This window comes from Bacteroides stercorirosoris, from assembly GCF_900142015.1.
Lineage (GTDB): Bacteria > Bacteroidota > Bacteroidia > Bacteroidales > Bacteroidaceae > Bacteroides > Bacteroides stercorirosoris.
Genome location: NZ_FQZN01000007.1, coordinates 78,011 through 103,663, shown reverse-complemented (window position 1 = coordinate 103,663; position 25,653 = coordinate 78,011). Strand labels below are relative to the sequence as shown.

Genomic DNA, 25,653 nt, shown 5'->3' with positions numbered 1-25,653 from the left:
TAATCACCGACTGGTAGAATTTGTTATATTATGGGGTAAGATTTGTTATATCGGCCAAAAGATAAGGTTATACCTGACCATAGGAAAGATATAACCTTACATAAAAGCAATCACCGATTCTATTAACTCTGTTTTTATTTCACGCAGAAAGTGTCCTTCAGCAAGTCTTTATCGTCGGAAGATGCACCCACCATCACGATAAACTCGCCCGGTTCCACAATCTTCTTCATTTTCTTATCATAAAAAGCCAGTTTGTCGGGAGTGATGCTGAATTTTACCACCCGGCTTTCACCGGCTTTCAACGGCACACGAGCAAAGTCTTTCAGTTCCTTCACCGGACGGGTGACACTGCTGAAACGGTCGCGAATATACAGCTGCACGATTTCCACTCCATCACGGTCGCCCGTATTGGTCACCTTCACACTGACATCTACCATACCATCTTTATTGATTTCCTTTTGTGCCAGTTGCAAGTCATCATATTTATAAGTGGTATAAGAAAGGCCGTAACCGAACGGATAAAGCGGAGTGCTCGGCTTGCCCGCCGCATACGGATGGAAATATTGCGACGGCTTATGGTTATAAATCATCTGCAACTGTCCTACGCTGTGAGGAATGGTGATAGCCAGTTTGGCCGACGGATTCACCTTGCCATAAAGAATTTCGGCTACCGCCTGACCGCCGCACATGCCCGGTGCCCATGCCTCCACGATTGCGGGAAGATTGTCGGCGGCCCACTGCACACCAAGCGGACGTCCGTTCACCAGAATAAGAATGGTCGGTTTGCCGGAAGCGGCGACTTTCTCTATGAGTTCGTTTTGCAGACCTACCAGGTCGATATCGGAGCGGTCGGTATCTTCACCGTCGGTACGGTCATTCCAGCGGAAGCGCATCATGTACTCTCCGGCCACGACGATATTGAGGTCGGCAGTCCTGGCACGTGCGGCAGCTTCGGCCACCTTCTTCGGATCCATGTTGCGCGGATCCCATCCCTGGTCTACAAAGTCGAATTGAGTATCGGGAGCAATCATTTTCAGTCCTTCGAGGATGGTCGTGACGTTCTCGTCTTTTTCAGGCGCACTCCAGTCACCCAGGATATTCTGATCGTCGGCATTGATGCCGGTCACCATTATCTTTTTATATTTGGAAGCGTCCAAAGGAAGTACACCGTCATTCTTCAAGAGCACGATACCGTTTCGGGCGGCTTCAAGGGCAGTTGCACGGTGTTCGTCGCAGAGGCGTATCTTCATGGTTCCGGCTTCATCGGCATAGGGTTGTTCAAAAAGACCGAGGCGGAACTTGATATCAAGAATACGGCGCACAGACTCATCAATGCGGGACTCGGGGATGCGGCCTTCTTTCACCAGTTCCACTACCATCTCGTTCCAGTGAATGCCATGCATGTGCATATCCATACCTGCCATGATGGACTGATAGAATGCTTCTTTCAGATTTTCGGCAGTGGCGTGCAAGTCGTGGATATGTTCGATGTCCATCCAGTCGCTGACCACAAAGCCGGGGAAGTTCCATTCGTCACGCAGAATATCCTGCATCAGCCATTCGTTGCTATGGCAAGGGATGCCGTTCAGTTCGTTGTGGGCAGTCATCAGTGACATAGCACCGGCCTTGACGCCCGCTTCGAAAGGCGGGAAGAAAACTTCGCGCAGAGTACGCTCGGACAGATCCGTAGGAGAACCGTTTGTTCCGTTGATGGGCTCGCTGCCACCAACAAAGTGTTTGATGCAGGCCAGTACATCTTCGCTACCGTTCAGATCGCCCTGATAACCTTTTACGGACTGCACACCCAGAAGTGTCACCAGATAAGGGTCTTCACCGTATGTCTCGCCTACACGTCCCCAACGGGCATCACGGGCTACTTCCACATTCGGATTAAACGTCCAATGCATGTTCATGGCACGCATTTCTTTTGCAGTCTGACGGGCTATCCGGTAAGCCATCAGCGTATCGAAAGAACAAGCCAGGTTGATATTGGTGGGATATACCGTGTTATCGGGCGCATTGGCATTGCCATGGATGGCGTCGATACCGAAGATAATAGGTATCTGCAAGCGGCTCTTCATGGCGAGTGATTGCAAATAGTTGGCTTCTTCGATAGTGAGCACATGCAGGAAAGAGCCTACCAGCCCTTCCTCCGTCCATTTCTCTATATCTTTCTCCGTGAAACCGGGATAGAAAGCATTTGCGGTATTGTTTTTCAATTCATCTTCACTCATCACGGCACTGTTGGCCTTGATGTGTTCTACGCCGACGAACTGATTCATCTGCCCTACTTTCTCCTCCAGGGTCATTCTCTTCAAGAGGTCTTCCACTCTGTCCTTCACGGGGGCGGAAGGGTCTTTATATACTTCCGTCCTGTCTCCGCCGCAGGAACATAAACAAGCTCCGATTGCCATAGTTGCGATAATTTTCTTCATTATTATTAGGTTTTGATGCACCACAGATTTACACAGATTAGGGAAGATATCTCTGATTATTAATAAATTAATTCTGTGCTAATCTGTGTAATCTGTGGTGAAATAATTCATTTCTGCACCGTTACACCGCAAAGATAGCGCTCTCTATGAATTTCCGGCAACAGTTTCTTATCCAATTGTAGTACAATTTGTTTCAAATCGAGGTATCAGTTGTATTCTTCATACTTTTGATGACCAAAACAAGCCTTTTCCGGAAGAATTGTATACTTTTGTACTTCGAATAATCTCTTAAAACCAATAACATGATAAACCCCATTTACTCTCCCGACAGTAACCGGTATGACAATGGTATGAAGTACCGCCGGTGCGGACGAAGCGGCATCCTGCTGCCCAAAATATCCTTAGGCTTATGGCACAACTTCGGCGACGTGAACACGCTGGCCAATTCCCAAGCGATGGCACATTACGCTTTCGACCAAGGCATCACCCATTTCGACCTTGCCAACAATTACGGCCCATCCTACGGTTCTGCTGAAGAAACCTTCGGAATAATAATGAAGAAGTCATTCCTCCCCTACCGGGACGAGCTGTTTATCTCCACCAAAGCCGGTCATGACATGTGGCCCGGCCCTTACGGTGAGTGGGGCTCCCGAAAATATCTGATGAACAGCCTCAACCAAAGTCTGAAACGGATGAACCTGGATTATGTAGACATCTTCTACTCACACCGCTACGACCCGGAAACTCCGTTGGAAGAAACGCTGCAAACCCTTGTTGACATTGTTCGCCAAGGCAAAGCCCTATACGTGGGCATCTCCAAATATCCGAAAGAGGCTGCCGAATTTGCTTACCGTTACCTCGAAGAAAGAGACGTACATTGTCTGCTTTATCAAGGAAGATATAATATGTTCAACCGGGAACCGGAAGAAGAAGGTATTTTGCTACAAGCCAAAGAAAACGGAACGGGTTTCATCGCTTTCTCACCACTGGCACAAGGATTGTTGACAAACCGCTACCTGAATGGTATCCCCGAAGATTCACGCATTGCCCGAGGCGGCTTCCTGAAAAAAGAAGCATTGACGGACGAAGTCCTGAACAAAATCAAAGCCCTCAACGAACTTGCCGTTCTCCGCGGACAGACTCTTGCCGAAATGGCTCTGGCATGGGTGCTGAAAGATGAGATGGTGACTTCCGTCATCATTGGTGCAAGCTCCGTAGCCCAGTTGAAGGACAATCTGGAAGCCATAAAGAACACTACTTTCACTACGGAAGAAATAGAGAAAATAAATCGGATATACAATCAGAAGTAACTTGTTGGCGGAATTAATCCGTTTCTGTAGCGGATATGAATGAAATGATGATTTATCAGTCCGCTTTTGATGGTCAGTAGTATCTGCCTCCTTTTTGTAGCGGTTATGAGCCAAATGACAAAGGAATATTTTTCACAAAAAAACAGATACATAACCCGGGACATATATTTAGGGTACCTCAGTCGTATACTTAGGGTATCTCGGTATACGACTGAGATAGCCTCTATTTATATGTACTCATAATCAAATAGTTACATTTTACTGCTTAGCTGGTAGAAAATTCACACAAATGAATAGGAAGCATTTCACTCATTTCTATACGGGGTTGAATAAAACAGGTGATTATTGCGCAGCTCAAGGCTGAAAGCCTTTCATCTTATAGCCCGGGGCAGCGCCCTGGGAATTGAGTTATGTTTATCCCTGCGCCCTGTAAGGGCATAACAGCACATATCAGCTTTTGCCCTTACAGGGCGTAAGATTGTGGGGAACGATTCATTCCCAGGGCGCTGCCCCGGGCTATAAGATGAAAGCCTTTCAGGCTTAGGCTGTGCTAAATTATCATTTGCTTCATTACTGCACAGTTATGAATTAATTCACCACAGAGGACGCAGAGTTTTTATACTTCTAATTCCGAGATAATCATAACCTCTGTGTCCTCTGTGGTGAAATAATTCATTTCTTCGAGCCACAATCCAGCAGTACTTTCCCACAAAAGAATACAAATTTAACATACCCCTCTCTGAACCTTTTATTTTTTATCTTGTTCATGTACCAAAAGCCTGAGGTACCAGGGCAGGATTTTTATATTTAACCTAAACATTATAAAAGTATGAAGAAATTAATTCCCCTATTATTGGTGGTCTTGACTTTCGCAGCCTGCGAAAAAGACCCTGACACGGATAAGCTGGACAACAAGTATCTGGTTTATACCAATTATGACACGAAAGCTGACTTCAAAGCTTTCCAAACGTACTACATGCCAGACAGCATCCTTATCATCGGTGACAAGAAAGAAGCTGAATACTGGAAAGATGAAAACGCCCAAGAGATTCTGAAAGCTTACGCAGCCAACATGACCAACCGTGGTTTTGTCCGTGTAGATGACCGTGACGATGCTAACCTCGGTTTGCAGGTCAGCTACATCAAGAGCACTTACTACTTCAATGATTATGGACAACCCGAATGGTGGTGGAACTATCCAGGCTACTGGGATGCACCTTACTGGGGTAACTGGGGCGGATGGTACTACCCGTATGCCGTAACCTATACTTACAGCACCGGTTCATTCATCACCGAACTCCTCAACCTGGAAGCTACTCAGGGCGAAAAAGAAAAACTGCCCGTACTTTGGACAAGTTATATGAGCGGATTGCTCAGCGGTTCCAGCGCAGTCAACACGAAGTTAGCGGTTGAAGGTGTAAACCAAGCTTTCACCCAATCCTCTTATCTGACTAATAAGTAGATAGTAGTTAGTAGATAGTAGTTAGTAGATAGTAGTTAGTAGATAGTAGTTAGTAGAAAGATGGTCCAGAAGTGGACTATCCGGGAACTTAAAAACAATAACAAATATGAAAACAATAAAATATATTTCCGTGAGAGTACTGGCAGTTGCCGCCCTGGCTCTCGTCTTCGCCATGCCGGCAAAGGCACAAATGACCGATAACGGTTATGCCAATATCGATTGGCAGTTCAACTTCCCCCTGAGCAACCACTTCGCTGACAAAGCCAGCGGATGGGGTATGAGTTTTGAAGGTGGTTATTACGTAACCCCGAACATTGCACTCGGTGCTTTCCTGGCTTACCACAGCAACCACGAATACTTCGGACGCCAGACACTGCCCGTAGGTGAAGGCGGTAGCATCAATACCGACCAGCAGCATACGCTGTTCCAGTTGCCTTTCGGTCTTGCCGGACGCTATACATTCGACCGTGGCAGTGCTTTCCAACCTTATGTTGGTTTGAAGGTTGGCCCTCAGTACGCTGAAATCAAATCTACTTTCAACGTTTACGAGGCTAATAAGAGTACTTGGGGTTTCTATGTATCACCGGAAATCGGTCTCAATATCTATCCCTGGGCTTACGGACCGGGTCTGCACATCGCAGCTTACTACAGCTACGGTACCAACAAGGGTGACTTGTTCACTTACAGTGTAGACGGTTTGAGCAATTTCGGTCTGCGTCTGGGTATTGCATTCTAACATAATTTGCATTATAGCACAGATATAAGTTTGACTGGTATTAATTGATTGTTTCAAGACGTGTAAAAAAAAGGGAATAGCCGGCCGCGTGAGCGGGGGACTATTCCCTTCGTTTTTTATCAATTATACGAATCAGGGGGTGAAATTAACTCCTTCTTATACAGTTATGAATGAAACAGATGATTATTGCGCAGCTCAAGGCTGAAAGCCTTTCATCTTACAGCCCAGGGCAACGCCCTGGGAATTGAGTAATGTTTATCCCCGCGCCCTGTAAGGGCATAACAGCACACATCAGCTTTTGCCCTTACAGGGCGTAAGATTGTGGGGGACGATTCATTCCCAGGGCGATGCCCTGGGCTGTAAGATGAAAGCCTTTCAGGCTTAGGCTGCCATTTGCTTCATTTCTTATCAGTTATGAATCTGTTTCAACGCCTGATATACCGCCTCCTGTATCCGTGTACGAATATCCAGCCTCATCAGCTTCGTATTCCATACATCAGGATAAATACGATTGCAAAGGAAGACATAGACAAGACCGTTTGTCGGATCCACCCAGGCACAAGTCCCCGTAAAGCCGGTATGCCCGTAGACAGTGGACGGTGCAGCGGCCGCACACGGACTCTTTGCAGGATTCTGACGGTCGGGCTTATCAAAGCCAAGACCACGACGGCTGATACGGGAAACGGTAGTAGTGAATACCCGGCAAGTTTCCGGACTCAGATAGCGTTTGCCATCCAGCTCACCACCGTTCAGCAACATCTGATAAATGCGCGCCACTTCCGTAGCATTAGAGAACAGCCCGGCATTGCCCGACACACCACCCAGAAAAGCCGCAGACTCATCATGAACAAAACCCTGAAGAACCGTTTTCCGCAGGAACGGGTCAATGGCGGAAGGCACGATTTCAGCTTTCGGTATCGGCGTATGGTTGCCGGAAACGATACCGGCGTATGTACTACCTGCAGTAGCCGCACCTTGCAGCGGCAGGTATCCCGTACGCTTCAGCCCCATCGGTGCATAAAATTCCTGTTCAAGAAAAGCATCCATCGACATGCCCGTACGTGCCTCGACCACCTGTTGCAACAAGATGAAGCCGACGCAGCTATAACGATAACGGCGGTCGCGCAAAGGCGCTTTCACAATCTTCTGCCAATATTCTTCTTTAAAGGAACGGTTCAGCCACAGGCTATCGCTTACCTGCAATGTATGTTCCGCAGTGCGCACCTTGGACATCAAGCCCTCCCGGAACTTGAATTTCGGATTCGCCCAAGTACGGGTGCCTATCTGTACAGAATGCACCGCATCGGGTTTCGCCTTGAAAAGAGTTCCCGCATAACTATCTTCATCTATCGCTTCCTGATAGAACAGCAACGTAGACGGCAATCCGGATTCATGCAGCAATAACTGCCGGATGGTAATGTCTTTCTTATCCGTGTCCTGCAACCAGGGCAAATAGTCCGAAGCACGGTCCGTAAGGCTCAGACGACCTTTATCATACAACTTCATCACAGCAAGCAGCGTTGCTGTGGTCTTTGTCAGCGAAGCCAAGTCGTAAACATCCGTCGGCGATACGGGAAGCCCGGCACCGGGAACGTTCACCGCGACAGGAAGTTTATTGGCTGAAATGCCGACGGCTCCTCCCCAAGTATGTGTCCCGAAGGCTTTGTTATACATTTCCTTGCCATCTTTCAGCACCACAATCTGACAACCGGGATATGCACCTTCCTTAATACCTTCTTTCGCGATTTCATCGATACGCGCCAGCAAGCGGGAGTTTACCCCATGTTCATCGGGAATAAAGTGACGTGGGGTTTTCGGGGTAATAGCCAGACCGTCACCTGTTGCAAACAAATTGCCGATACTTGCCGAAAGATGACCGTCCGCTGTAGCGTCGGCATAAAGTATTCTGGCTACTTGCTCCTGTACATCGTCCATCGAAGAGTGAGCCAATATTACGGCATCGGCCGCAGATACTCCCCGACGTATCTGTAACACTTGTTTGCCGGGAATGAAGAGCAGGTAAGCCACCGGTACATCCGGAGCAAATTCATTGAAGAAAGCCTGGTAGGGTATCAGGCGATGATCCGTGACACAGACGAGGATACGTTTGTATTGCGACAGGGAGTCGCGCAGTTGTTTGCGCGCAGCTTCCGGCAGTTCCTTCTTCAGTTGGAAGACGGCAGGCACGGCGTTGTGCATTCCACCGGAAGCGGAGGCTTTGATATATCCGGAGAGTTCTTTTAGGAAAGGTTGGATTTCTTTCGCATCACCTACATTAAGCACAGCTACCTCAGGGGTGCCCGCATCCAGCGGGAGCATATTATCTTTATTCTGCAATACGATGATTGCCGCCTGGTTCAGACGGCGTATCAGGTCGCGGGTATGTGCGGTATTGATACGGTTCCCCAAACCGGAGAGGCGGACGAAAGGTTTCTTCGACAATCCGAGGGCATACTTATAGGTAAGCACTTTCCGGCATTTCGCCTCGATTTCCGCTTCAGTCAGTTCACCGCTTTTCACAGCATCCAGCACGGCGTCCACTTCTTCCTTGATCCGGCGGGGGACAAGCAACAAATCATGTCCTGCCTTCAAAGCCTTCAAGCAGACAGTCTGATCGGTAGTAGAAACACCTTTCATGGCAAGCGCATCCGTAAACACCAATCCCTGAAACTTCATTTCCTGCGTCAGCAAATCGTGCACCACCTTGCGGGAGAGTGAAGACGGCACTCCCCGTTTCGGTTCAAGCACCGGCACTTCAAGATGTCCCACCATCATACCGGACAGTCCCACCTGAATGGCCTTTCTGAACGGATATAGTTCCACACTGTCCAGCCGCGCACGCGAAAAGGACAACATCGGCAATGAATGGTGCGAATCCACATCCGTATCACCATGTCCCGGAAAGTGTTTGCTGACGGAAAGCACACCGCCTTCTTCCAATCCACGGGAGTATGCTATCACCTTGTCTGCCACATTCGCAGGACTTTCACCGAACGAGCGGGTATTGATGACCGGATTCTTCGGATTGATATTCACATCCGCCACCGGGGCAAAGTTCACCTGCACGCCGAGTTCGCGGCATTGCCGTGCCATCTCGCGTCCGTATTCATATAAAAGTTCGTTGTCCTGTATACAGCCCAAAACCATGTTGCGGGGAAACACCGGCGTGCCGCGCAGCCGCATGGAAAGTCCCCACTCGCCATCGAAGGTTATCATCAGCGGGATGTCCGCCATCTTCTGTGCCTCATTCGTCAGAGCCACCTGGTTTTCTATCAGCCCGCCGGAAAAGAGCAGGCCACCCACTTTGTAGTCATCCACCACTTTACGCAGCAGGTCGCGGTTGGCTTTATTCTGCTGCGGGGCAATCGTATAGATGAATAGCTGTCCAATACGCTCTTTCAGATTCATCTTGTTGAGTACAGAGTCCACCCACTGCCGGCATTGTTCGTTACCGGAAAGCTGACGGATCATGATGGGTTCGACAGGAGATACGGGAGATTGCTGTGCGGGCAGACGCTGCGCCTGGGCATCGAAACGGGCGAAGCAACCGCATATAATAAGGAGGGATAGGAATAGTTTTTTCATTATCATGTATACATTAAGGCTACCAAAGTTATATCATTTCAAACACAAAGGCACGGTAAATACAGAGTTTTTTTGACTAATTAGTAAAAAACACTGTATTTACCGTGCCTCCGGTAGTTTTATGCTCAGGCTATTTCAGACTTTTATAAATCGCTTCCTGTATGTTCGTCCGGATATTCATCTCTCCCAGTTTCGTGTTCCACACATTGGGACACAGGCGGTTACTGAGAAATACATATACCGTTCGGTTCACAGGGTCCACCCAGGTGCAAGTACCTGTGAACCCGGTATGCCCATAAACGGCGGATGTGGCCGAAGGAGCACAAGGACTGTTCTTCAAGTCACTTAAATACGGCTTATCAAAACCTAATCCCCGGCGGCTGATGGCGGAAGTTTCCGTTGTGAACAACCGGCAGGTAGCTTCGCTCAAATAGCGTTTACCATTCAGTTCACCGCCGTTCAGTAGCATCTGATAGATCTTCGCAACTTCCGTAGCTGTAGAAAATAAACCCGCATTACCGGAAATGCCGCCCATACAGGCAGCCGCTTCATCATGCACATAACCGCATAAGTCCTGGCGGCGAAGGAAATCATTGGCAGCCGTAGGCATTATCTCTTGTTTGGAGTATCTCAGCAAAGGCAGATACATGGTGCGCTGCAAGCCCATAGGCGCATAAAATTCTTTTGCGACATAAAGGTCCATCGGCAGCTTGGCGACTGCTTCCACCACCTGTTGCAGAAGAATAAAGCCGAGGTCGCTGTACACATACCGCTTGCCGTCCACATCGCAACGGGCAATCTTTTGCAGGATGGTGTTCTTGAAACTCTTATTCAGCCACATATCATCGGCCACATGCAGCGTATAAACAGATGATCCTTTTGCAGATACCAGTCCCTTCTTAAACTTGAAGTCCGAACAATAGTAGCTGTGCTCACTCACCTGTGTGCGGTGCCATTTATCTACCCAGCTTTGGGCGTATGGACCTTGCACCGAGTTGGGGTCGATGGCTTCCAGATAGAAGCGGATGTAAGGCGGCAGACCGGATTCGTGAAGGAGCAGTTCTTTGATAGTTATATTCTTCTTATTAGTGTTCCGCAGGAAAGGCAGATATTGGGAGGCCTTGTCCGTCAGTTTCAGTTTGCCTTCGTCATAAAGCTTCATGACGGCAAGTAGCGTAGCAGTGGTCTTGGTCAGAGAAGCAAGGTCAAACATATCCGTAGGACGCACGGCAGTGGTGTCTTTATCGGAGTGCGTGCCGAAACACTTGTCATACACAGACTGGCCGTCTTTCAACAGCAATACCTGGCAACCGGGATAGGCTTTGGCATCCAGTCCCGCCCTAACAATAGCATCAATCTGATGCAACTCGTATGATTTCATGCCCATATCTTCGGGAATAATGTTCCCCGGCTTCATACCCGGAGTGACAATACTGCCCTCACCCGCCCGGTAAAGGGCACCGATGCTCATGGACAGTTTTCCCTGTGCAGGCACTTTAGCAAATATCACACCAGCGGCATATTGCTGGATGTCCGCCTCCGACGAATGTCCCAAGACCACGGCACTGGCCTGTTTCAAAGCCGGTTCCAATGGTTGCATCCCCCGGTAAGACGTGAAGAAAGCATACACCAACGGTACGGACAAATCCAGTTCCGCAAGGAAATCGGCATAAGCAACCACATCGGCATCCCTCCCCGACACGCTGATTACGATACGGCGGTAATCCGCCAACTTGCGTGCCAGTTCACGGCGGGCATCGGCAGTCGTTTCCCGTGTCAGGCGGAGATGCTCCACAGGAACAGGAGACAGTTTCTTCATCTCTTCTATAAAAATACTGTCATTCCCCTCGCCCACACTCAACACAGCAATCGGAGCGCCACCAACAGGCGTCAAAGGCAATATCCCGAAATGATTGCCCAGCACCGTAACAGCCGCCTGACGCAGTTTAGTGACCAATGCCCGCGCTTCGTCCGTATGAATGCGATAACTCATTCCGCTAACTTGCAGCTGCGGACGCGGCTGACGCAAGCCCAGCAAATATTTATAGGTAAGTATCTTACGGCATTTGTCTTCTACTTCCGACTCGGGAAGCACACCGTCCTTCACAGCATCCAGCACTTCTTTCACGGCATTTTCCGTATTATACTGCACCAGTACCATATCATTTCCGGCAAGCAATGCCTTTGTTGTGACTTGTGGCACGGATGAAACGCCTTTCATATCGAGCGCGTCCGTAAAGACCAGTCCCCGGAAGCCCATTTCATCTTTCAGCAAACCGGTCACTACACTCCGGGAAAGCGAAGAAGCCGTCTTGTTATCCGGTTCCAAAGCAGGCACCTGCAAATGGCCTACCATCACACCACCCAAACCTGCGCGTACCATTTCTCTAAAAGGATACAGTTCCACACTGTCCAGGCGTTCGCGGTTGTAATACAGCACCGGCAATCCTTTATGCGAATCCACATCCGTATCGCCATGCCCGGGAAAGTGCTTGCTAACCGACAATACACCACCGCTTTCCAGTCCCCGGCTGTAAGCCAGCACCTTTTCCGCTACTTTCTTTGCATCTTCACCGAAAGAACGTACATGAATCACCGGGTTCAACGGATTGGTATTGACGTCTGCATCAGGTGCAAAATTCACGTGTACACCCAGTTCGCGGAACTCGCGTGCCACTTCACGGCCATATTCATAAATCAGATTATTATCTTCGATGCAACCGAGGGCGGCATTCTTCGGAAAATAGGGCGTGCCTTCCAGGCGCATGGAAAGTCCCCATTCACCATCAAAGGTAATCATGACGGGTACTTTTGAATTCTTCTGTGCTATATTCGTCAGTATCGCCTGTTCTTCGGGCGTGCCTTCGGCGAACAGCAGTCCGCCAATCTTATACTTCTTAACCAGATCGCGTATCTGTTTCTTATTCTGTTTATCCGCTTTGGCAGGAAAGGTGGTGACGATCAACTGCCCCACTTTCTCTTGCAGACTTAAACCTGCAAATACGGAATCGACCCATTGTTTGCAACGGGCATCCGCCGCCGAAGGAAGAAAGGGAGCTTCCGTCTGTGCACAAAGCAATGGCGCATTGCCCCAGAAAAGGGTAATCAACAATAAGAGAAGGGTTCTCTTCATTTTATTTATCATTTAGTCTATTAATTTTCATTCATAACGGAGCGGGGTTGAATCAAATGATAATTACTGAGTATCTCAATTAATTAAGCGGACTATCTCCATTCCCCTCCTCCAGTCGGAGGAGGGGTGCCCAAAGGGCGGGGTGGTAGGTGAGAAAAGAATTCCTTAATCTTCTTATTAATAGGTATTTTATTGCTTACCTACCACCTCCCCCTACGGGTACTCCTCCGACTGGAGGAGGAGAATTGAGATAGTACTGTTTATTATTTGCTTTCTTTTCAGTTTCACTCCTTTTTCGCCCGCTTCCGTCAATGTAAGTTTCAACGTACCGACATAAATTCCACTCTTCCCGGTATGTAATACGGGCACATCCTTACCGTCTTTATTCAAATAAATAGCCGGTTCTTTCATGAAGGTATGTGTATGTCCGCCCAGAATGGCATCAATATGATTCGTTTTCTGTGCCAGCTCCACATCACAGGGAGCGTTTTTCAGCTGATAACCGAGATGGGACAGGCAGATGATGACATCACACTGTTCCTGATTCTTCAGTATATCCACCGTTTTCTGAGCCACTTCGATGGGATCGTTATAAACCACCCCTTCGCATTTATCAGCCTGCACCAGTCCTTCCATCTTCGGAGCAAGACCGAATACGCCTATCTTCAACCCATTACGGTTAAGAGTGATATAAGGTTTTACCAATCCTTCCAGCACTGTGCCCGTCATGTCATAGTTGGCACATATCACCGGAAAGTTTGCCATGCGGAACAAACGCGCCATATTCTCCAAACCGAAATCAAATTCATGATTTCCGATTGTCATGGCGTCATAACCCATAAGGTTCATCATTTTGATTTCCACTTCACCTTGAAACAGATTATAATAAGGTGTTCCCTGGGAGATATCCCCACAGTCGAACAGCAACAAGTCCGGATTAACCTTACGCGCCTCCTTAACGAAAGTAGAGCGGCGCACTGTTCCACCCATACCGGCATAGCGGTCGGCAGCATGTGCCGCAATGGGTTCGATGCGGCTGTGCGTATCACTTGTCTGCAAAATCACCAGTTGTTTGGTGTCCTGGGCCGACTCGGGGGCTACCAGGCAGAGAGGTTCTTCAAGAATCTCTCTGGTTGACTGTTGTGCTGATACCGGGAACAGGCAGCCAACAGCCAATAGTAAAAGAATATATCGTTTCATGAATGATAAATTTAGAATTAGTTTACTGTTATCCTACCTTCCAGACGGGAAGTAATCTTCTTTCCTGCAGCCGTCTGACGTTCTACGTAGTCCATGAACAAGCCGCGCAAGGTAGCGCCTTCCGGACATTCCCGTTTTTCTGCTTGCGGCAAGGCGATCATGCCGTCATTTCCGTCAGCCAGATAATCAATAGTAGCGATGGTGTAGAGTTGCTCGTCCTCTACCGGGCGACCGGCAACCGTGCCTTGCAGCAGTTTTCCGTCTTTCGTTATCACAAGTTGCACTCCACTGACCCCTTCGCCATGACGCACTGCAATATTATTAAACAATTCTTTCAGATAAACGCCTTTTATGGTCAGCACACAAAGGGAGTTTTCAAAAGGCAATATTTCATAGATGTTTTCGCAGGTAATGGGACCTTCAGTCAGGACATTACGCAGCCCTCCCATATTTATCAATCCCATATCGGCAGGCTTGCCCAGCACCTCTCCGGCAGCATTACGCAATACATCAGCCACCAGGTTGGAAAGCAGGCTCTCGGGAGCTCCCTTGTCCATACTCATTTCCGCTGTACCTACCACGCGATACATGATACTGTCAACTTTTGCCTTATACGGAGCAAGCAGTGCTACCGCCTCAGCATCGGGGCTTACATCCCAGGTGGAGTCAATCGCTACCATCGTACCTTCAGTTTTTGTCACTTCATACGCAGAGTGACAAGAACTTAGCAGAAATGCAACTGCCAAGAGTACACCGGGAATAAATTTCAAGGTCATTCTTTTCATTTTGTTCGGGTTTTTAAATTGCTACAAATATAAGGATTTGTCTTTCTTTTCACGTCTCGAAGGAAAGAAAAAAGAAAAGTTTTTCCGTTTCTGGAACGGAGATGGATTAGTTACGGGTGACAAATTGAACAAAATGTTATCGAAATGAGATTTCCGCAAACGAAAGCTTTTTCCAAAGCACCTGAAATAGAATCCAGTTACATAATCCATAGAATATATATACACTGTTTTCGTATAAAGCAAGACGTTTATACTATATTTATGCAAGGAGCTATAGTTCTGTCACACAGGAACCATATATCTGACGCAACCAATCTATAGATGGGATGCGAAGAATCTATAGATAGGACGCGAACGGTCTATAGATAGGAAACAAACGGTCTATAGACAGGAGACGAACCATGTGTTTTAAGCATACAGACCATGTGTTTGCAGTGAACAGAACATCTGTTTTTCTTTTTTTAGAGTTGTATACATTTATATATCATCCTATCAATTAACAAAATACCAATTTTCGTTCGTTTCTTTTCGTCATGCCCTGCACTGGGACGGAAATACGACATTCTCATTATGCATAAAAAACAAAATGTCAAAACGAGAAAAAGGAATGAAATGACAAATTACAAACAACAAGTTCAAGATACAAGCTAAGTACTCAATCAAAATTAATTCGTACTATAAATGATAATTTAGCTACCTATCATTAGGTGAACTAATTATGCGAACTAATTATACGAACTAATCATGCACACTTACTTACATATCCAAGCCAAACAAACATTTTTTCACCTTCGATGCAACTTTCATCCCCCTTTCTTCGTCTAACTAATAACAAACAACCTGAAAACAGGACAGGCCATTCTGAAGTAAGGAACTAAAATCATAAAATCATTATGAAAAGATTATGTATAGCCATACTGCTGGGCAGCATGGTACAGGGAGTTTTTGCACAAAAAATAGAGATTAAAGGCACTGTACGCAGTGCCGCAAACAGCGAAGCTGTGGAATTCGTGAATGTAGTACTGCAAACTATTGATTCCACATTTGTAACCGGCGTATCAACCAACAATGAAGGAAACTTCAACCTCAACAAAATAGATGCAGGAGATTACCGACTGGTACTTTCCAGTGTAGGATACACTACACAATACATCACTCTGGATGGAATAAAACGCAACACGAACCTGGGAGATATTTTTCTGGAAGACGACGCCATTGCATTGGAAGGCGTAACCATCAGTGGTTCCAGCCAAATCAGCCGTCCCGACCGGAAGCTGGTATTCCCGTCCGAACGCCAGATGAAAGTCTCTACCAACGGAGTGAACTTATTGCAGGAAATGATGCTTCCGCGCATTCTGGTCAACCCGATGAACAATGAAATCGGGATATCCGGCGGCGGCGAACTGCAACTACGCATCAATGGAGCCAAAGCGGACATCAACGAAATAAAAGCACTACGCCCTGCCGACATCATCCGTATAGAATATCATGACAATCCGGGACTGCGCTATGGCAACGCCGAAATTGTGCTCGACTACATCGTACGCCGCCCCGACACGGGCGGAAACTTCGGAACCGACCTCAGCCAGGGTATTAATGCAATGTGGGGAAATTACAACGTATTCGGCAAAGTCAACCATAAGAAATCAGAATTCGGCCTTTCTTATTATATGGGTCCCCGCGATTTCTACGGAATGTACCGGGACAATGAAGAAAACTTCCATCTGGCAGACGGCAGCAACATCCAACGGGTGGAACGCGGTGAACCCAGCCATGCCATGTTATTCATGCAGAATCTAAACGTGAATTATAGCCTTCAAGCCTCTAAGAACTCCCTGTTCAGCGCCACATTCCGTCTGCGCGGAAACAATCAGCCGAACTGGGACTATCAGGGAGTGCTCTATAACGTCAATGATGAAACGGATATGGTAAATATGACAGACCGCACCAAGAATAGCTGGACCCGCCCTTCTTTAGACCTCTACTACCAGCAGAATCTGAAAAACAAACAAACATTAGTGTTCAACCTGGTGGGAACCTATAACCGTGAAAAGTCACACCGCATCTATCAGGAAAGCCTGAAAGATGAGATGCTTACCGATATCAACAATGATGTATTGGGGAACAAATATTCACTGATTGGAGAAGCTATTTATGAAAAACAGTTTTCAAAGGGAAACGCTCTGAGTTTCGGTTTGCAGCACACGCAGTCTTATTCTAACAATGAATACCGGAACGGGCACAATTACGACACGAAGATGCACCAGGGAAATACGTATATCTTTAGCGAATACCGCGGAAAGATAAATAAGCTGGATTATCGGTTCGGACTCAGTCTGACCCGCTTCTACTACAACCAGAGCGGCAATGACAAATCTTCCAAGAAGTACAGTGTAAACCCGAAAGCCGTGTTGCATTATACCTTCTCCGACCATTCATTTCTTCGCTGGAAAGCCGAAGTCTTCAACGCTACTCCTTCGTTGAGCGATTTGAGCGCGACAGAACAAACGGTAGACTCTTTCCAGATACGGCGTGGCAATCCGAACCTGAAAGCCTACCTGTGTTACCGGACAGAATTGACGTATGAATGGAAGAAAGGCATTTTCTACAGTAACCTTTGGGGAGCATATGATTATCGCCCCAATGCCATCATGGACGAAAAATATCAGGAAGGTAACAAGATAATACAGACATGGAATAACCAGAAAGACTGGCAGAAAGTTTCCGGACGCCTTATGCTCCGGGTAGGTCCACTTTGGGATATGTTGCAACTTTCATTTACAGGCGGTGTAAACCATTATATGAGTAATGGTAATAACTACTCCCACACTTATACCAACTGGTATTATGAAGCACAGGCTTCTTTCAACTACAAGCGTTTCTCCCTGTTCTGGCAGATAAATACCAACTGGAATAACTTCTGGGGAGAAACCTTGTCGGGTGGAGAGAATATTCAGATGCTGGGCGTATACTATAAGCACAAGGACTTGAGGGTAGGAGTCGGCGCTTTCAATCCGTTCACAGACAACTATAAGGTACAGAATGAGAATTGGAACCGTTTCGCCTCCTACAAGACTAAAAGCTATATAAAGGAAAGCGCGCAGATGCTTCTTGTCAGCCTGTCCTACAACTTCTCCTTCGGACGCAAATTCAAGGGAATACAGAGGAAGGTGAACAACAGCGATAACGATTCGGGAGTAATGAGTACGGGGAAATAAGGGTGACTTTGGACTTCACCCTCTTACATTCCTTTACTGATCTCTCCGTCCACCATATGCACCGTGCGGTCTGTGATCCGCGCCAGTCCTTCATCGTGGGTGACAATGACGAATGTCTGTCCGAGACGGCTGCGAAGGTCAAAAAACAGCTGATGCAATTCTTCCTTGTTATGGGTATCAAGACTACCCGAAGGTTCATCGGCCAATACCACAGCGGGGTGGTTAATAAGGGCGCGGGCTACGGCCACACGTTGTTTTTCCCCACCGGAAAGCTCATTCGGTTTATGTCCGGCACGGTCTGCCAAGCCCATAAATTCCAGTAACTCCAGGGCGGAAGCTGTCGCCTCTTTCTGTCCCACACCGGCAATGAAAGCAGGTATCATCACATTCTCCAATGCAGTGAACTCCGGTAAGAGTTGGTGGAATTGGAATACAAAACCGATATGTTTGTTACGGAAAGCTGATAACTCCTTCTCCTTCATCCGGCTGACCAGCGTACCGTCAATAGCTATCGTTCCGCTGTCAGGGGCATCCAGTGTCCCCATAATCTGGAGCAAGGTAGTCTTTCCCGCTCCGCTCGGACCGACAATGCTGACAATCTCTCCTTTATCTATATTCAGGTCGATTCCCCGCAAAACTTGCAGAGTACCGAAACTCTTGGTTATTCCTTCTAATCGTATCATACTTATAATCTTTTCAACACATATTCCGCAAGATAGCATCCGAACACCGCCGGCATATAGCTGACCGTTCCGCACGTCGATTTCTTATTCATTTCATCTTCCGTCAGCAACACCGCTTTCGGGTCTGCCTGCTCCGTACTGAACACTACCGGCAACTTACGCCTAATGCCCATTTTCTGCAACCGCTTCCTGACGGCCTTGCTCAACCCGCAGTGATACGTGTCCCATATATCCGCAAAGCGCACCTGGGTAATATCGCTTTTCGCCCCGGCACCCATACTTGAAACAATCTTTATGCGTCGCTTTAAGGTTTCTGCAATCAGATGGCACTTCGGGGCCAATGTGTCGATGGCATCCACTACAAAATCGTAAGATGCCGCATCAAGCAGTTCGGGAATATTTTCATCTTTCAGAAATACAGGCAGCACCGTCAGTTCAACTTCCGGATTAATATCGCGGAAACGCTTCTCCAATATCTCTGCCTTGCTTTGTCCCAAAGTAGAATGTAAGGCCGGAAGCTGGCGGTTTATATTGGTAGGCTGCACTGTGTCCGCATCCACAATCGTCATGCGCCCCACTCCGGCACGGCAAATCATTTCCGCCGCATACGCTCCCACTCCACCGAGCCCCACAACAAGCACATGTGCCTGCCGCAGCCGCTCCATCTTCTCCTCACCTAACAGAATACAGGTCCTTTGTCGCCAATCCTCCATCTCACTATCACTTTATCATTTTATCATTTTATCGCCTCTTCCTAATTACTCTTCTTAAACCATTTATAGAACCACTTGCCCACCTTTTCGTAATGCTGGTCTTCATTATTTCCGCGTGGATTGGAGAAAGACAACATATCTTGCGGTTCTCCCAGCTGGTCAGGATAAAGCACTATCAAACTATTGTTGGCAAAGTATTTTCCTAACTGGGCGGGAAGTCTCTCGAATGCAGGGTCATAGGAAATAGAACCACGACGGGCACTGATAATTACCAGTAAGTGGTCATAATTCACCTGCCCGGTCAGCAACAACAAGTCTCCCCAATCATCCAAACGGGAAAATTCGGTAGGTGTTGCGCCATACCGCTTCTTCACCAGCATCTGCAAAAACACTGTTGTTTCCTCATTGGCAAAGAAGTGTACCCGGCATCCTAATGTATTCCCCATCCGGCAGAAATGTTCTACCCACTTCTGGAAGCCCGCCTCGTATTCCGCTTTCGGCGGGACAGCGACATTGATTCTACGTATCGTATTGATAGGCATCAGGAATTTGGCAATCATCACCTCCCGGTGCAAACCTTTCAGCAAGTTCTCTGCCAGCATACCGAAGAAGGAATCCACGATATTCACCTTGCGGTGCAGACCGATAACCACATCCGTCACTCCGTGTTCTTTAGCTGTATGTATAATGCCCGAAGCGATATTCAGGTCATAACGGCTAATCAGCTTTAACGGAACATCCGCCGACGCTGTTATCATCGCCGCTTTTTCCAGATAGCGCTTACCGCGAAGTTCCAGAGCTTCCGAAGCATTGTTATCATTAATTACATTCAATGCCAGAAGATTATCCCTCTGCTTCGGATCACGTATCACTAACGACAAGTTTACGAGGTCTTCAATCGTATCGGGATTGGCCACCGGTATCAGAATCTTTTCCAATTCCGCCGGCCGGTTTTCCGCTTCCAAATGGGCTTCATCAATAGCAATCTTACGGGCGGCACGCTCAGTAATGAACGAACTCACCACGCAGGTCACAAGAATGAGCAATACCGTACCATTCAGCACATCATCATTCAGCAGACGCTCGCCATTGGGCAATATGATGTTATAACCCACCAACACCGCAGCCAACGTAGCCGCAGCCTGCGCATTACTCAACCCATACATCAGCTCCCGTTCAATGGCACCCATCTTATAGATTTTCTGTGTCAGCCAACAGGCAATCCATTTACCCGTCAATGCCACCACAATCATCACACCCGCCACTTTCAATGCATCGCCATGACCAAAAATCACATGTATATCAATCAACATCCCCACCCCAATCAGGAAGTAAGGAATGAACAGCGCATTACCTACAAACTCCAGATGATTCATCAACGGAGAGACATGCGGAATAAGCCGGTTCAGCACCAGCCCTGCAAGGAAAGCGCCGAGAATACCTTCCATCCCGACAAATTCCATCAATCCCGCTCCCAGGAACACCATGGCAAGCACAAAGATGAATTGCATTACATTGTCGTCATACCGGCGGAAAAACCAACGGCCGATGCGGGGGAAGAAATACATAATCAATCCACCCAGAAAGATAACCTTAATGACCAGCCACACCCAGAACAGCCCGTCAGATTCGCCCTTGAACATACCTCCTACCACAGCCAGTACCAGCAAAGTCAGTGTATCCGTTACCGCCGTACCTCCCACCGCAATGCTCACACTACGATGCCGGGACACACCATACCGGATAACGATAGGATATGCCACCAACGTATGGGACGCATACATACTTGCCAGCAGAACCGAAGTAATAAAACTGTATTTCAGATAGGCCATATTCGTCACCAATCCAATCCCTATCGGAATGATGAATGCCAGTAAGCCCAGCACAACCGCCTTTCCACGATTCTGTTTAAAATCCGACATATTCATTTCCAGACCGGCCAGAAACATGATATAGTATAACCCCACTTTACCGAACAGTTCGAAACTGCTGTCCCTTGCCAAAATATTGAACCCATGCTCACCAATCACCAATCCTGCCAATATCATACCGATGATATGTGGAATACGGAGCCTATTCAGCAAAATAGGAGCAAACAGAATGATGAGGAGTACAAGGAGAAATATCCATGTAGGGTCAGTTATCGGGAGTTTCAGACTGAAGTCAAATAAGTCCATGGGCTTCAAGTTTTAGGTTTACGATGCAAAATAACAAAAAACTTTTCATTTTATACGTTGTCATACAGCAAATTGTTATAAATTTGCAGCCAATTCTATCGTTTTTAAGGTAGAAGAACATTTTTATAAACTTAATAAAAAACAAAAGAAAATGAAAGTAGCTATTGTTGGAGCAAGCGGAGCCGTGGGACAGGAGTTCCTGCGTGTGCTCGATGAAAGAAATTTCCCGTTGGATGAGTTAGTGTTGTTCGGCTCTAAACGCAGTGCCGGAACAAAATACACATTCCGCGGTAAACAGATCGAGGTAAAACTCTTGCAACACAACGATGACTTTAAAGGGGTTGATATCGCTTTCACTTCCGCAGGCGCTGGTACCTCTAAAGAGTATGCCGAGACCATCACCAAATATGGTGCTGTGATGATTGACAACTCCAGTGCTTTCCGTATGGATAATGATGTACCTTTGGTAGTGCCCGAGGTAAATGCAGCTGACGCCAAAGACCGTCCGCGCGGCATCATCGCCAACCCCAATTGTACCACCATCCAGATGGTAGTGGCACTGAAAGCCATCGAACAGCTTTCTCATATAAAGACTGTACACGTTTCTACGTATCAGGCTGCCAGCGGTGCCGGTGCGGCCGCTATGGATGAGTTGTACACACAATACCGCCAGGTATTGGCCGGTGAATCCGTTACTGTTGAGAAGTTTGCTTACCAGTTGGCATTCAACCTCATTCCCCAGATTGATGTATTCACTGAAAACGGATACACTAAAGAAGAAATGAAAATGTATCACGAAACACGCAAGATTATGCACTCCGATATTAAAGTAAGTGCTACTTGTGTACGTGTTCCTGCCCTTCGCTCTCACTCTGAAAGCATTTGGGTGGAGACTGAACGTCCTATCTCGGTAGAAGAAGCTCGCGAGGCATTCGCAAAAGGCGACGGTCTGATTTTGCAGGACAACCCGGCTGAAAAAGAATATCCGATGCCGTTGTTCCTTGCAGGCAAAGATCCCGTCTACGTAGGCCGTATCCGTAAGGATTTGACTAACGAGAACGGATTGACTTTCTGGATTGTGGGCGACCAAATCAAGAAGGGCGCTGCACTGAATGCCGTACAGATTGCAGAGTATCTGGTAAAGGAAAATGCGATTTAAGGAAACAATCATGCATATTGCAATAAAAGGAGGCTGTATCACGGCCTCCTTTTTTTATTGTCTGTATATTGTTAATAAGTCACAGAATCCGATAAATCGCTCTCCGCATTTTTATTATTAAGTGCAGTGACAAAATAGATTCCTTTTTCGGTCAGCCGAAACGTGGTTTCTTTAGTAATTCCAACCAAGGTAGCAACCTGATCGGCCCCGTTATTCTTATACACCGCATAATAAGCGTCCTGTACTCCGCTCCATGACAAAGTGCTTCCATCCACCCGGACATTGGTAGGGGCATTAGGTTCCTCAGTCGCGATTCTACCCAAGTAAGGAAGCAAAGCAAGATTTTTATATACACTTTTAATCACACTCATAATCCCTACCTTGTTTTCCACCAAATACTTGACACTATACAGTACGCTTCCTTTCACTTTAGGTTTCGTACCCGCAAAATCAAACTGCTTCTTCAAATCATCAGATGACTGGAATTTGCTGCCATAGTCCGGATTACCGAATTTATAGATACCATATCCCACTAAAAGATGATTCTCATAAATATGTTGCGACCACAAATTCAGTCTTTGATTGAAGCTGGTTTCCTCTGTGCCCGTAGCGAAATATAGCTGTGGAATTATAACGTCCACCCAACCTTCTTTCGACCATTTCTTCACATCTGCAAACAAAGTATTATAGTTGCTATCCATATTTGCAGCAGGACTAACTGAGAATATCACGTCAGGACGGGTTCCGATAATAGTCTTTTGGATATCCTGTATTACCACGTCTACATTATTTCGTCTGAAATCAGCAATATTATCGAACTTATCTTTACCATATTTTTCATATTCCGCATCATCATTCATCTTTTCGGATGCTTCTAATGAGGGATAAAAATAATCGTCCAAATGGATACCGTCAACATCATATTTAGTAATAATCTCTTTAACGATTTGTGTAATTCGGGTCTGTACTTCCGGTAGAGCCGGATTATAAATCCGGATTTTTTCGTAATCCTTGGTCAGTTCCACCGGTATTTTAGGATCCAGTTGAGGAAATGACGAGCCTTTATTTGCCCGGGTGGAAATTCGATAAGGATTCAGCCAGGCATGAAACTGAATGTTCCGTTTGTGAGCTTCTTCAACAAGAAATCCCAAAACATCATAAGTCGGCTTAACTCCGGCGGTACCTGTGATGTATTTACTCCACGACTCATATTGCGAATCATAAAAAGCATCCGCCATCCCACGAATCTGGAAAAAGATCGCATTCATATTATTCTCGACCAGCAAATCCAGATAGTCAGTATACTTCCGTTTCTGGGCAACGGCATTGTATTCCTCCATAGGCCAGTCAATGCCCCAGGCTGTGGTAACCCACACTCCTCTTAGCTCTTTTTCAGGCAGGATCGAGGGCGTGTTCTCATCCGGTGGCGGTATAATGTCATCATCGTCCTTACTACAGGATGCTACAAAAGCAATAAGGATAATCAAAGTCAGATATTTCCAATATTTCATTTCTTAATTCAGAATAATGGAGCCGTCTAATCCTCACTTATCAGACGACTCCCATGTTTATACTATAATTAGTTCAATTCAACCGGAGAAGCCATCAGTCTTCCTCCTCCTGCTTGATTGGAAACTCGCAGATTACAAACCCTGAATCAGTACGTGATCCGAAAATGCAAAGTTTAGCATCTTTGCCGTTTGCATCTTTTTCTATGTGATAATCTGTTTGTGCAAGAGCCGCTCCATTACCACTTCCACCTAAAATAAATGTATAGTCCGGATTATGATTATCCCCTTCATCAAACTTTTGCATCGCTTCTTCTACCGTGCTTCCCTTTGTCAGATTATAGACAACTAAAGAAGGCGTTGCCTTAGAAGCAGAACCATGTCCTGCCGTACAAACCATCAGATAACGCTCATCATTAAAGGTAAATATTCTCGGAGCAACAGCTTCTATCGCCAAATGATCTTTATTCATTTTATACTTTTCTCCAAGAGACTCATCCACCAATGTAACAGGCAACCTCAACCCTGACCATACATACTGATCCGTATCTTCTATTCTGAACACATTAGTAACCATTCCTGCATCTGAACTTGAAGTCAGCACTTTAGGCGAGTCAATTGTCTTATGGTTGCTAACAGTCAGTCTCAAGAACTTAGTAGACGCATTATCACCAAAGAAAATAAATCCGTTTCCATTTTTATCAATGTTGACTGAGATGTTATCTCCATGCCGGTTTCCAGCTCCGGGAATATCGGCAACATTGATATTGGCAACTACTTCAGGTGCAGAAGCCGGTGTATCCCAATAATATATTTTCAAAGGTGATGCCTGGGAACCAGACAATGTTGCAATATATACATGACCGTTTACCAGTGCTCCCATATTATAAGAGTAAGTTCCACCTGTTACACCTGTAAGATCCAGCATTATCGGTTTGATTTCTCCACTCTTCAGGTCAGATACCTTAAGAAGATGAGGAGCGGTTTTCCTGCTGACAACCAACACATGTTCACCATCATAAGATGCACATCTTGTCATCAGCGAACCGTAATCCGGATAAATATGGTCACCTGAAAAATCGTATACCGTCGGCTTTTCAAAATCAGCTCCATACACAGGAATTCTTTTTCTGACTCTTATAAAATACTCTTTATATCTCTTCTGATTGACTATCCGAAGAACCAGAGTCTTAGAAGCCGTTTCCTCATCCATAGAGAAATCCAATACCGAATTCTGAAGAGCAGCCCCTTCGGAGAGCTTTGCTTCCAGACTTATAGCAGAGAAGTTTGTTGTCATATCCAAACGAGGGAAATTGATCATCTTATTGTCTTCATCAATTGTCCCTTCCACCACTGTATTGCCGTCTGCCCCTGCATTTACTATTTTTATGGAGAGAATCTCGGTATCATAAGGTGCTATATGGCTTTTAGGATAATCCTCATCACAGGAAACCAGGCCAAGCCCCAGCAATACAGTCAGAAAACCTATATTTCTTATTAATTTATGCATAATCTCATGTTTTAGTTTTAAATAATTTCCATGATCTCA

Annotated in this window: 15 protein-coding genes; 5 read left to right on the top strand and 10 right to left on the bottom strand. The window is 46.6% G+C overall.

Going from position 1 to position 25,653, the window contains the following annotated elements:
- Positions 1-134: 134 nt before the first annotated feature.
- Positions 135-2,435 carry a glycoside hydrolase family 3 N-terminal domain-containing protein gene (locus BUC01_RS07130; RefSeq protein WP_073313124.1) on the bottom strand — a complete coding sequence of 767 codons (2,301 nt, stop codon included), beginning with the start codon at positions 2,433-2,435 and terminating at the stop codon, positions 135-137.
- 302 nt (positions 2,436-2,737) lie between these two features.
- On the opposite strand from BUC01_RS07130, the gene BUC01_RS07125 reads away from it, so the two are divergent.
- From BUC01_RS07125 to BUC01_RS07115, 3 genes are all read left to right on the top strand, one after another.
- Complete coding sequence (locus BUC01_RS07125; protein WP_025834444.1) at positions 2,738-3,745, top strand: aldo/keto reductase; 1,008 nt, start codon at positions 2,738-2,740, stop codon at positions 3,743-3,745.
- A gap of 829 nt (positions 3,746-4,574) precedes the next feature.
- Complete coding sequence (locus tag BUC01_RS07120) at positions 4,575-5,207, top strand: DUF4136 domain-containing protein (protein ID WP_025836100.1); 633 nt, start codon at positions 4,575-4,577, stop codon at positions 5,205-5,207.
- 106 nt (positions 5,208-5,313) lie between these two features.
- Complete coding sequence (locus BUC01_RS07115; RefSeq protein ID WP_025836098.1) at positions 5,314-5,943, top strand: outer membrane beta-barrel protein; 630 nt, start codon at positions 5,314-5,316, stop codon at positions 5,941-5,943.
- A gap of 408 nt (positions 5,944-6,351) precedes the next feature.
- On the opposite strand, the gene BUC01_RS07110 is transcribed toward BUC01_RS07115, so the two are convergent.
- The 4 genes from BUC01_RS07110 to BUC01_RS07095 form a co-directional block, all read right to left on the bottom strand.
- The gene (locus BUC01_RS07110; RefSeq protein WP_073313122.1) at positions 6,352-9,528 is read right to left on the bottom strand and encodes a serine hydrolase domain-containing protein; all 3,177 of its coding nucleotides are present in this window, start codon (positions 9,526-9,528) and stop codon (positions 6,352-6,354) included.
- 130 nt (positions 9,529-9,658) lie between these two features.
- Complete coding sequence (locus BUC01_RS07105) at positions 9,659-12,661, bottom strand: serine hydrolase domain-containing protein (RefSeq protein WP_073313120.1); 3,003 nt, start codon at positions 12,659-12,661, stop codon at positions 9,659-9,661.
- A 213-nt stretch (positions 12,662-12,874) separates the two neighbouring features.
- Positions 12,875-13,861, bottom strand: a complete 987-nt coding sequence (locus BUC01_RS07100) for a bifunctional metallophosphatase/5'-nucleotidase (protein ID WP_025833484.1) — start codon at positions 13,859-13,861, stop codon at positions 12,875-12,877.
- Positions 13,862-13,878: 17 nt separating this feature from the next.
- Positions 13,879-14,646, bottom strand: a complete 768-nt coding sequence (locus BUC01_RS07095) for a 5'-nucleotidase C-terminal domain-containing protein (protein WP_025833483.1) — start codon at positions 14,644-14,646, stop codon at positions 13,879-13,881.
- Between the two features lie 893 nt (positions 14,647-15,539).
- On the opposite strand from BUC01_RS07095, the gene BUC01_RS07085 reads away from it, so the two are divergent.
- A complete protein-coding gene (locus BUC01_RS07085) occupies positions 15,540-17,864 on the top strand; it encodes a TonB-dependent receptor (protein ID WP_073313118.1) in 2,325 nt (774 codons plus the stop codon).
- A gap of 23 nt (positions 17,865-17,887) precedes the next feature.
- On the opposite strand, the gene BUC01_RS07080 is transcribed toward BUC01_RS07085, so the two are convergent.
- The 3 genes from BUC01_RS07080 to BUC01_RS07070 are packed head-to-tail and all read right to left on the bottom strand — an operon-like array spanning position 17,888 to position 21,437.
- Positions 17,888-18,547 (bottom strand): ABC transporter ATP-binding protein, encoded by a 660-nt coding sequence (locus BUC01_RS07080; protein ID WP_073313117.1) that lies wholly within the window; start codon positions 18,545-18,547, stop codon positions 17,888-17,890.
- A gap of 2 nt (positions 18,548-18,549) precedes the next feature.
- Positions 18,550-19,260: a tRNA threonylcarbamoyladenosine dehydratase gene (locus BUC01_RS07075; RefSeq protein ID WP_025833480.1), complete on the bottom strand. Its 711-nt coding sequence runs from the start codon at positions 19,258-19,260 to the stop codon at positions 18,550-18,552.
- Positions 19,261-19,301: 41 nt separating this feature from the next.
- On the bottom strand, positions 19,302-21,437 hold the full coding sequence (locus tag BUC01_RS07070) for a cation:proton antiporter (RefSeq protein WP_073313116.1): 2,136 nt from the start codon (positions 21,435-21,437) through the stop codon (positions 19,302-19,304).
- 151 nt (positions 21,438-21,588) lie between these two features.
- Between BUC01_RS07070 and BUC01_RS07065 the strand changes: the two genes are divergently transcribed.
- Complete coding sequence (locus BUC01_RS07065; protein ID WP_025833478.1) at positions 21,589-22,596, top strand: aspartate-semialdehyde dehydrogenase; 1,008 nt, start codon at positions 21,589-21,591, stop codon at positions 22,594-22,596.
- A gap of 71 nt (positions 22,597-22,667) precedes the next feature.
- Here the strand turns inward: BUC01_RS07065 and BUC01_RS07060 are convergent, their stop codons facing one another.
- Both BUC01_RS07060 and BUC01_RS07055 read right to left on the bottom strand, forming a co-directional pair.
- The gene (locus BUC01_RS07060; RefSeq protein ID WP_025833477.1) at positions 22,668-24,107 is read right to left on the bottom strand and encodes a glycoside hydrolase family 10-like protein; all 1,440 of its coding nucleotides are present in this window, start codon (positions 24,105-24,107) and stop codon (positions 22,668-22,670) included.
- Positions 24,108-24,201: 94 nt separating this feature from the next.
- Positions 24,202-25,614, bottom strand: coding sequence for a DUF4623 domain-containing protein (locus BUC01_RS07055; protein WP_025833475.1), 1,413 nt, complete (start codon positions 25,612-25,614; stop codon positions 24,202-24,204).
- Positions 25,615-25,653: the final 39 nt, after the last annotated feature.

What these genes read in the sequence shown, in the direction of transcription:
- BUC01_RS07130 (WP_073313124.1), bottom strand. Translation starts at nt 2,435, where the DNA reads ATGAAGAAAATTATCGCAACTATGGCAATCGGAGCTTGTTTATGTTCC.
- BUC01_RS07125 (WP_025834444.1), top strand. Translation starts at nt 2,738, where the DNA reads ATGATAAACCCCATTTACTCTCCCGACAGTAACCGGTATGACAATGGT.
- BUC01_RS07120 (WP_025836100.1), top strand. Translation starts at nt 4,575, where the DNA reads ATGAAGAAATTAATTCCCCTATTATTGGTGGTCTTGACTTTCGCAGCC.
- BUC01_RS07115 (WP_025836098.1), top strand. Translation starts at nt 5,314, where the DNA reads ATGAAAACAATAAAATATATTTCCGTGAGAGTACTGGCAGTTGCCGCC.
- BUC01_RS07110 (WP_073313122.1), bottom strand. Translation starts at nt 9,528, where the DNA reads ATGAAAAAACTATTCCTATCCCTCCTTATTATATGCGGTTGCTTCGCC.
- BUC01_RS07105 (WP_073313120.1), bottom strand. Translation starts at nt 12,661, where the DNA reads ATGAAGAGAACCCTTCTCTTATTGTTGATTACCCTTTTCTGGGGCAAT.
- BUC01_RS07100 (WP_025833484.1), bottom strand. Translation starts at nt 13,861, where the DNA reads ATGAAACGATATATTCTTTTACTATTGGCTGTTGGCTGCCTGTTCCCG.
- BUC01_RS07095 (WP_025833483.1), bottom strand. Translation starts at nt 14,646, where the DNA reads ATGAAAAGAATGACCTTGAAATTTATTCCCGGTGTACTCTTGGCAGTT.
- BUC01_RS07085 (WP_073313118.1), top strand. Translation starts at nt 15,540, where the DNA reads ATGAAAAGATTATGTATAGCCATACTGCTGGGCAGCATGGTACAGGGA.
- BUC01_RS07080 (WP_073313117.1), bottom strand. Translation starts at nt 18,547, where the DNA reads ATGATACGATTAGAAGGAATAACCAAGAGTTTCGGTACTCTGCAAGTT.
- BUC01_RS07075 (WP_025833480.1), bottom strand. Translation starts at nt 19,260, where the DNA reads ATGGAGGATTGGCGACAAAGGACCTGTATTCTGTTAGGTGAGGAGAAG.
- BUC01_RS07070 (WP_073313116.1), bottom strand. Translation starts at nt 21,437, where the DNA reads ATGGACTTATTTGACTTCAGTCTGAAACTCCCGATAACTGACCCTACA.
- BUC01_RS07065 (WP_025833478.1), top strand. Translation starts at nt 21,589, where the DNA reads ATGAAAGTAGCTATTGTTGGAGCAAGCGGAGCCGTGGGACAGGAGTTC.
- BUC01_RS07060 (WP_025833477.1), bottom strand. Translation starts at nt 24,107, where the DNA reads ATGAAATATTGGAAATATCTGACTTTGATTATCCTTATTGCTTTTGTA.
- BUC01_RS07055 (WP_025833475.1), bottom strand. Translation starts at nt 25,614, where the DNA reads ATGCATAAATTAATAAGAAATATAGGTTTTCTGACTGTATTGCTGGGG.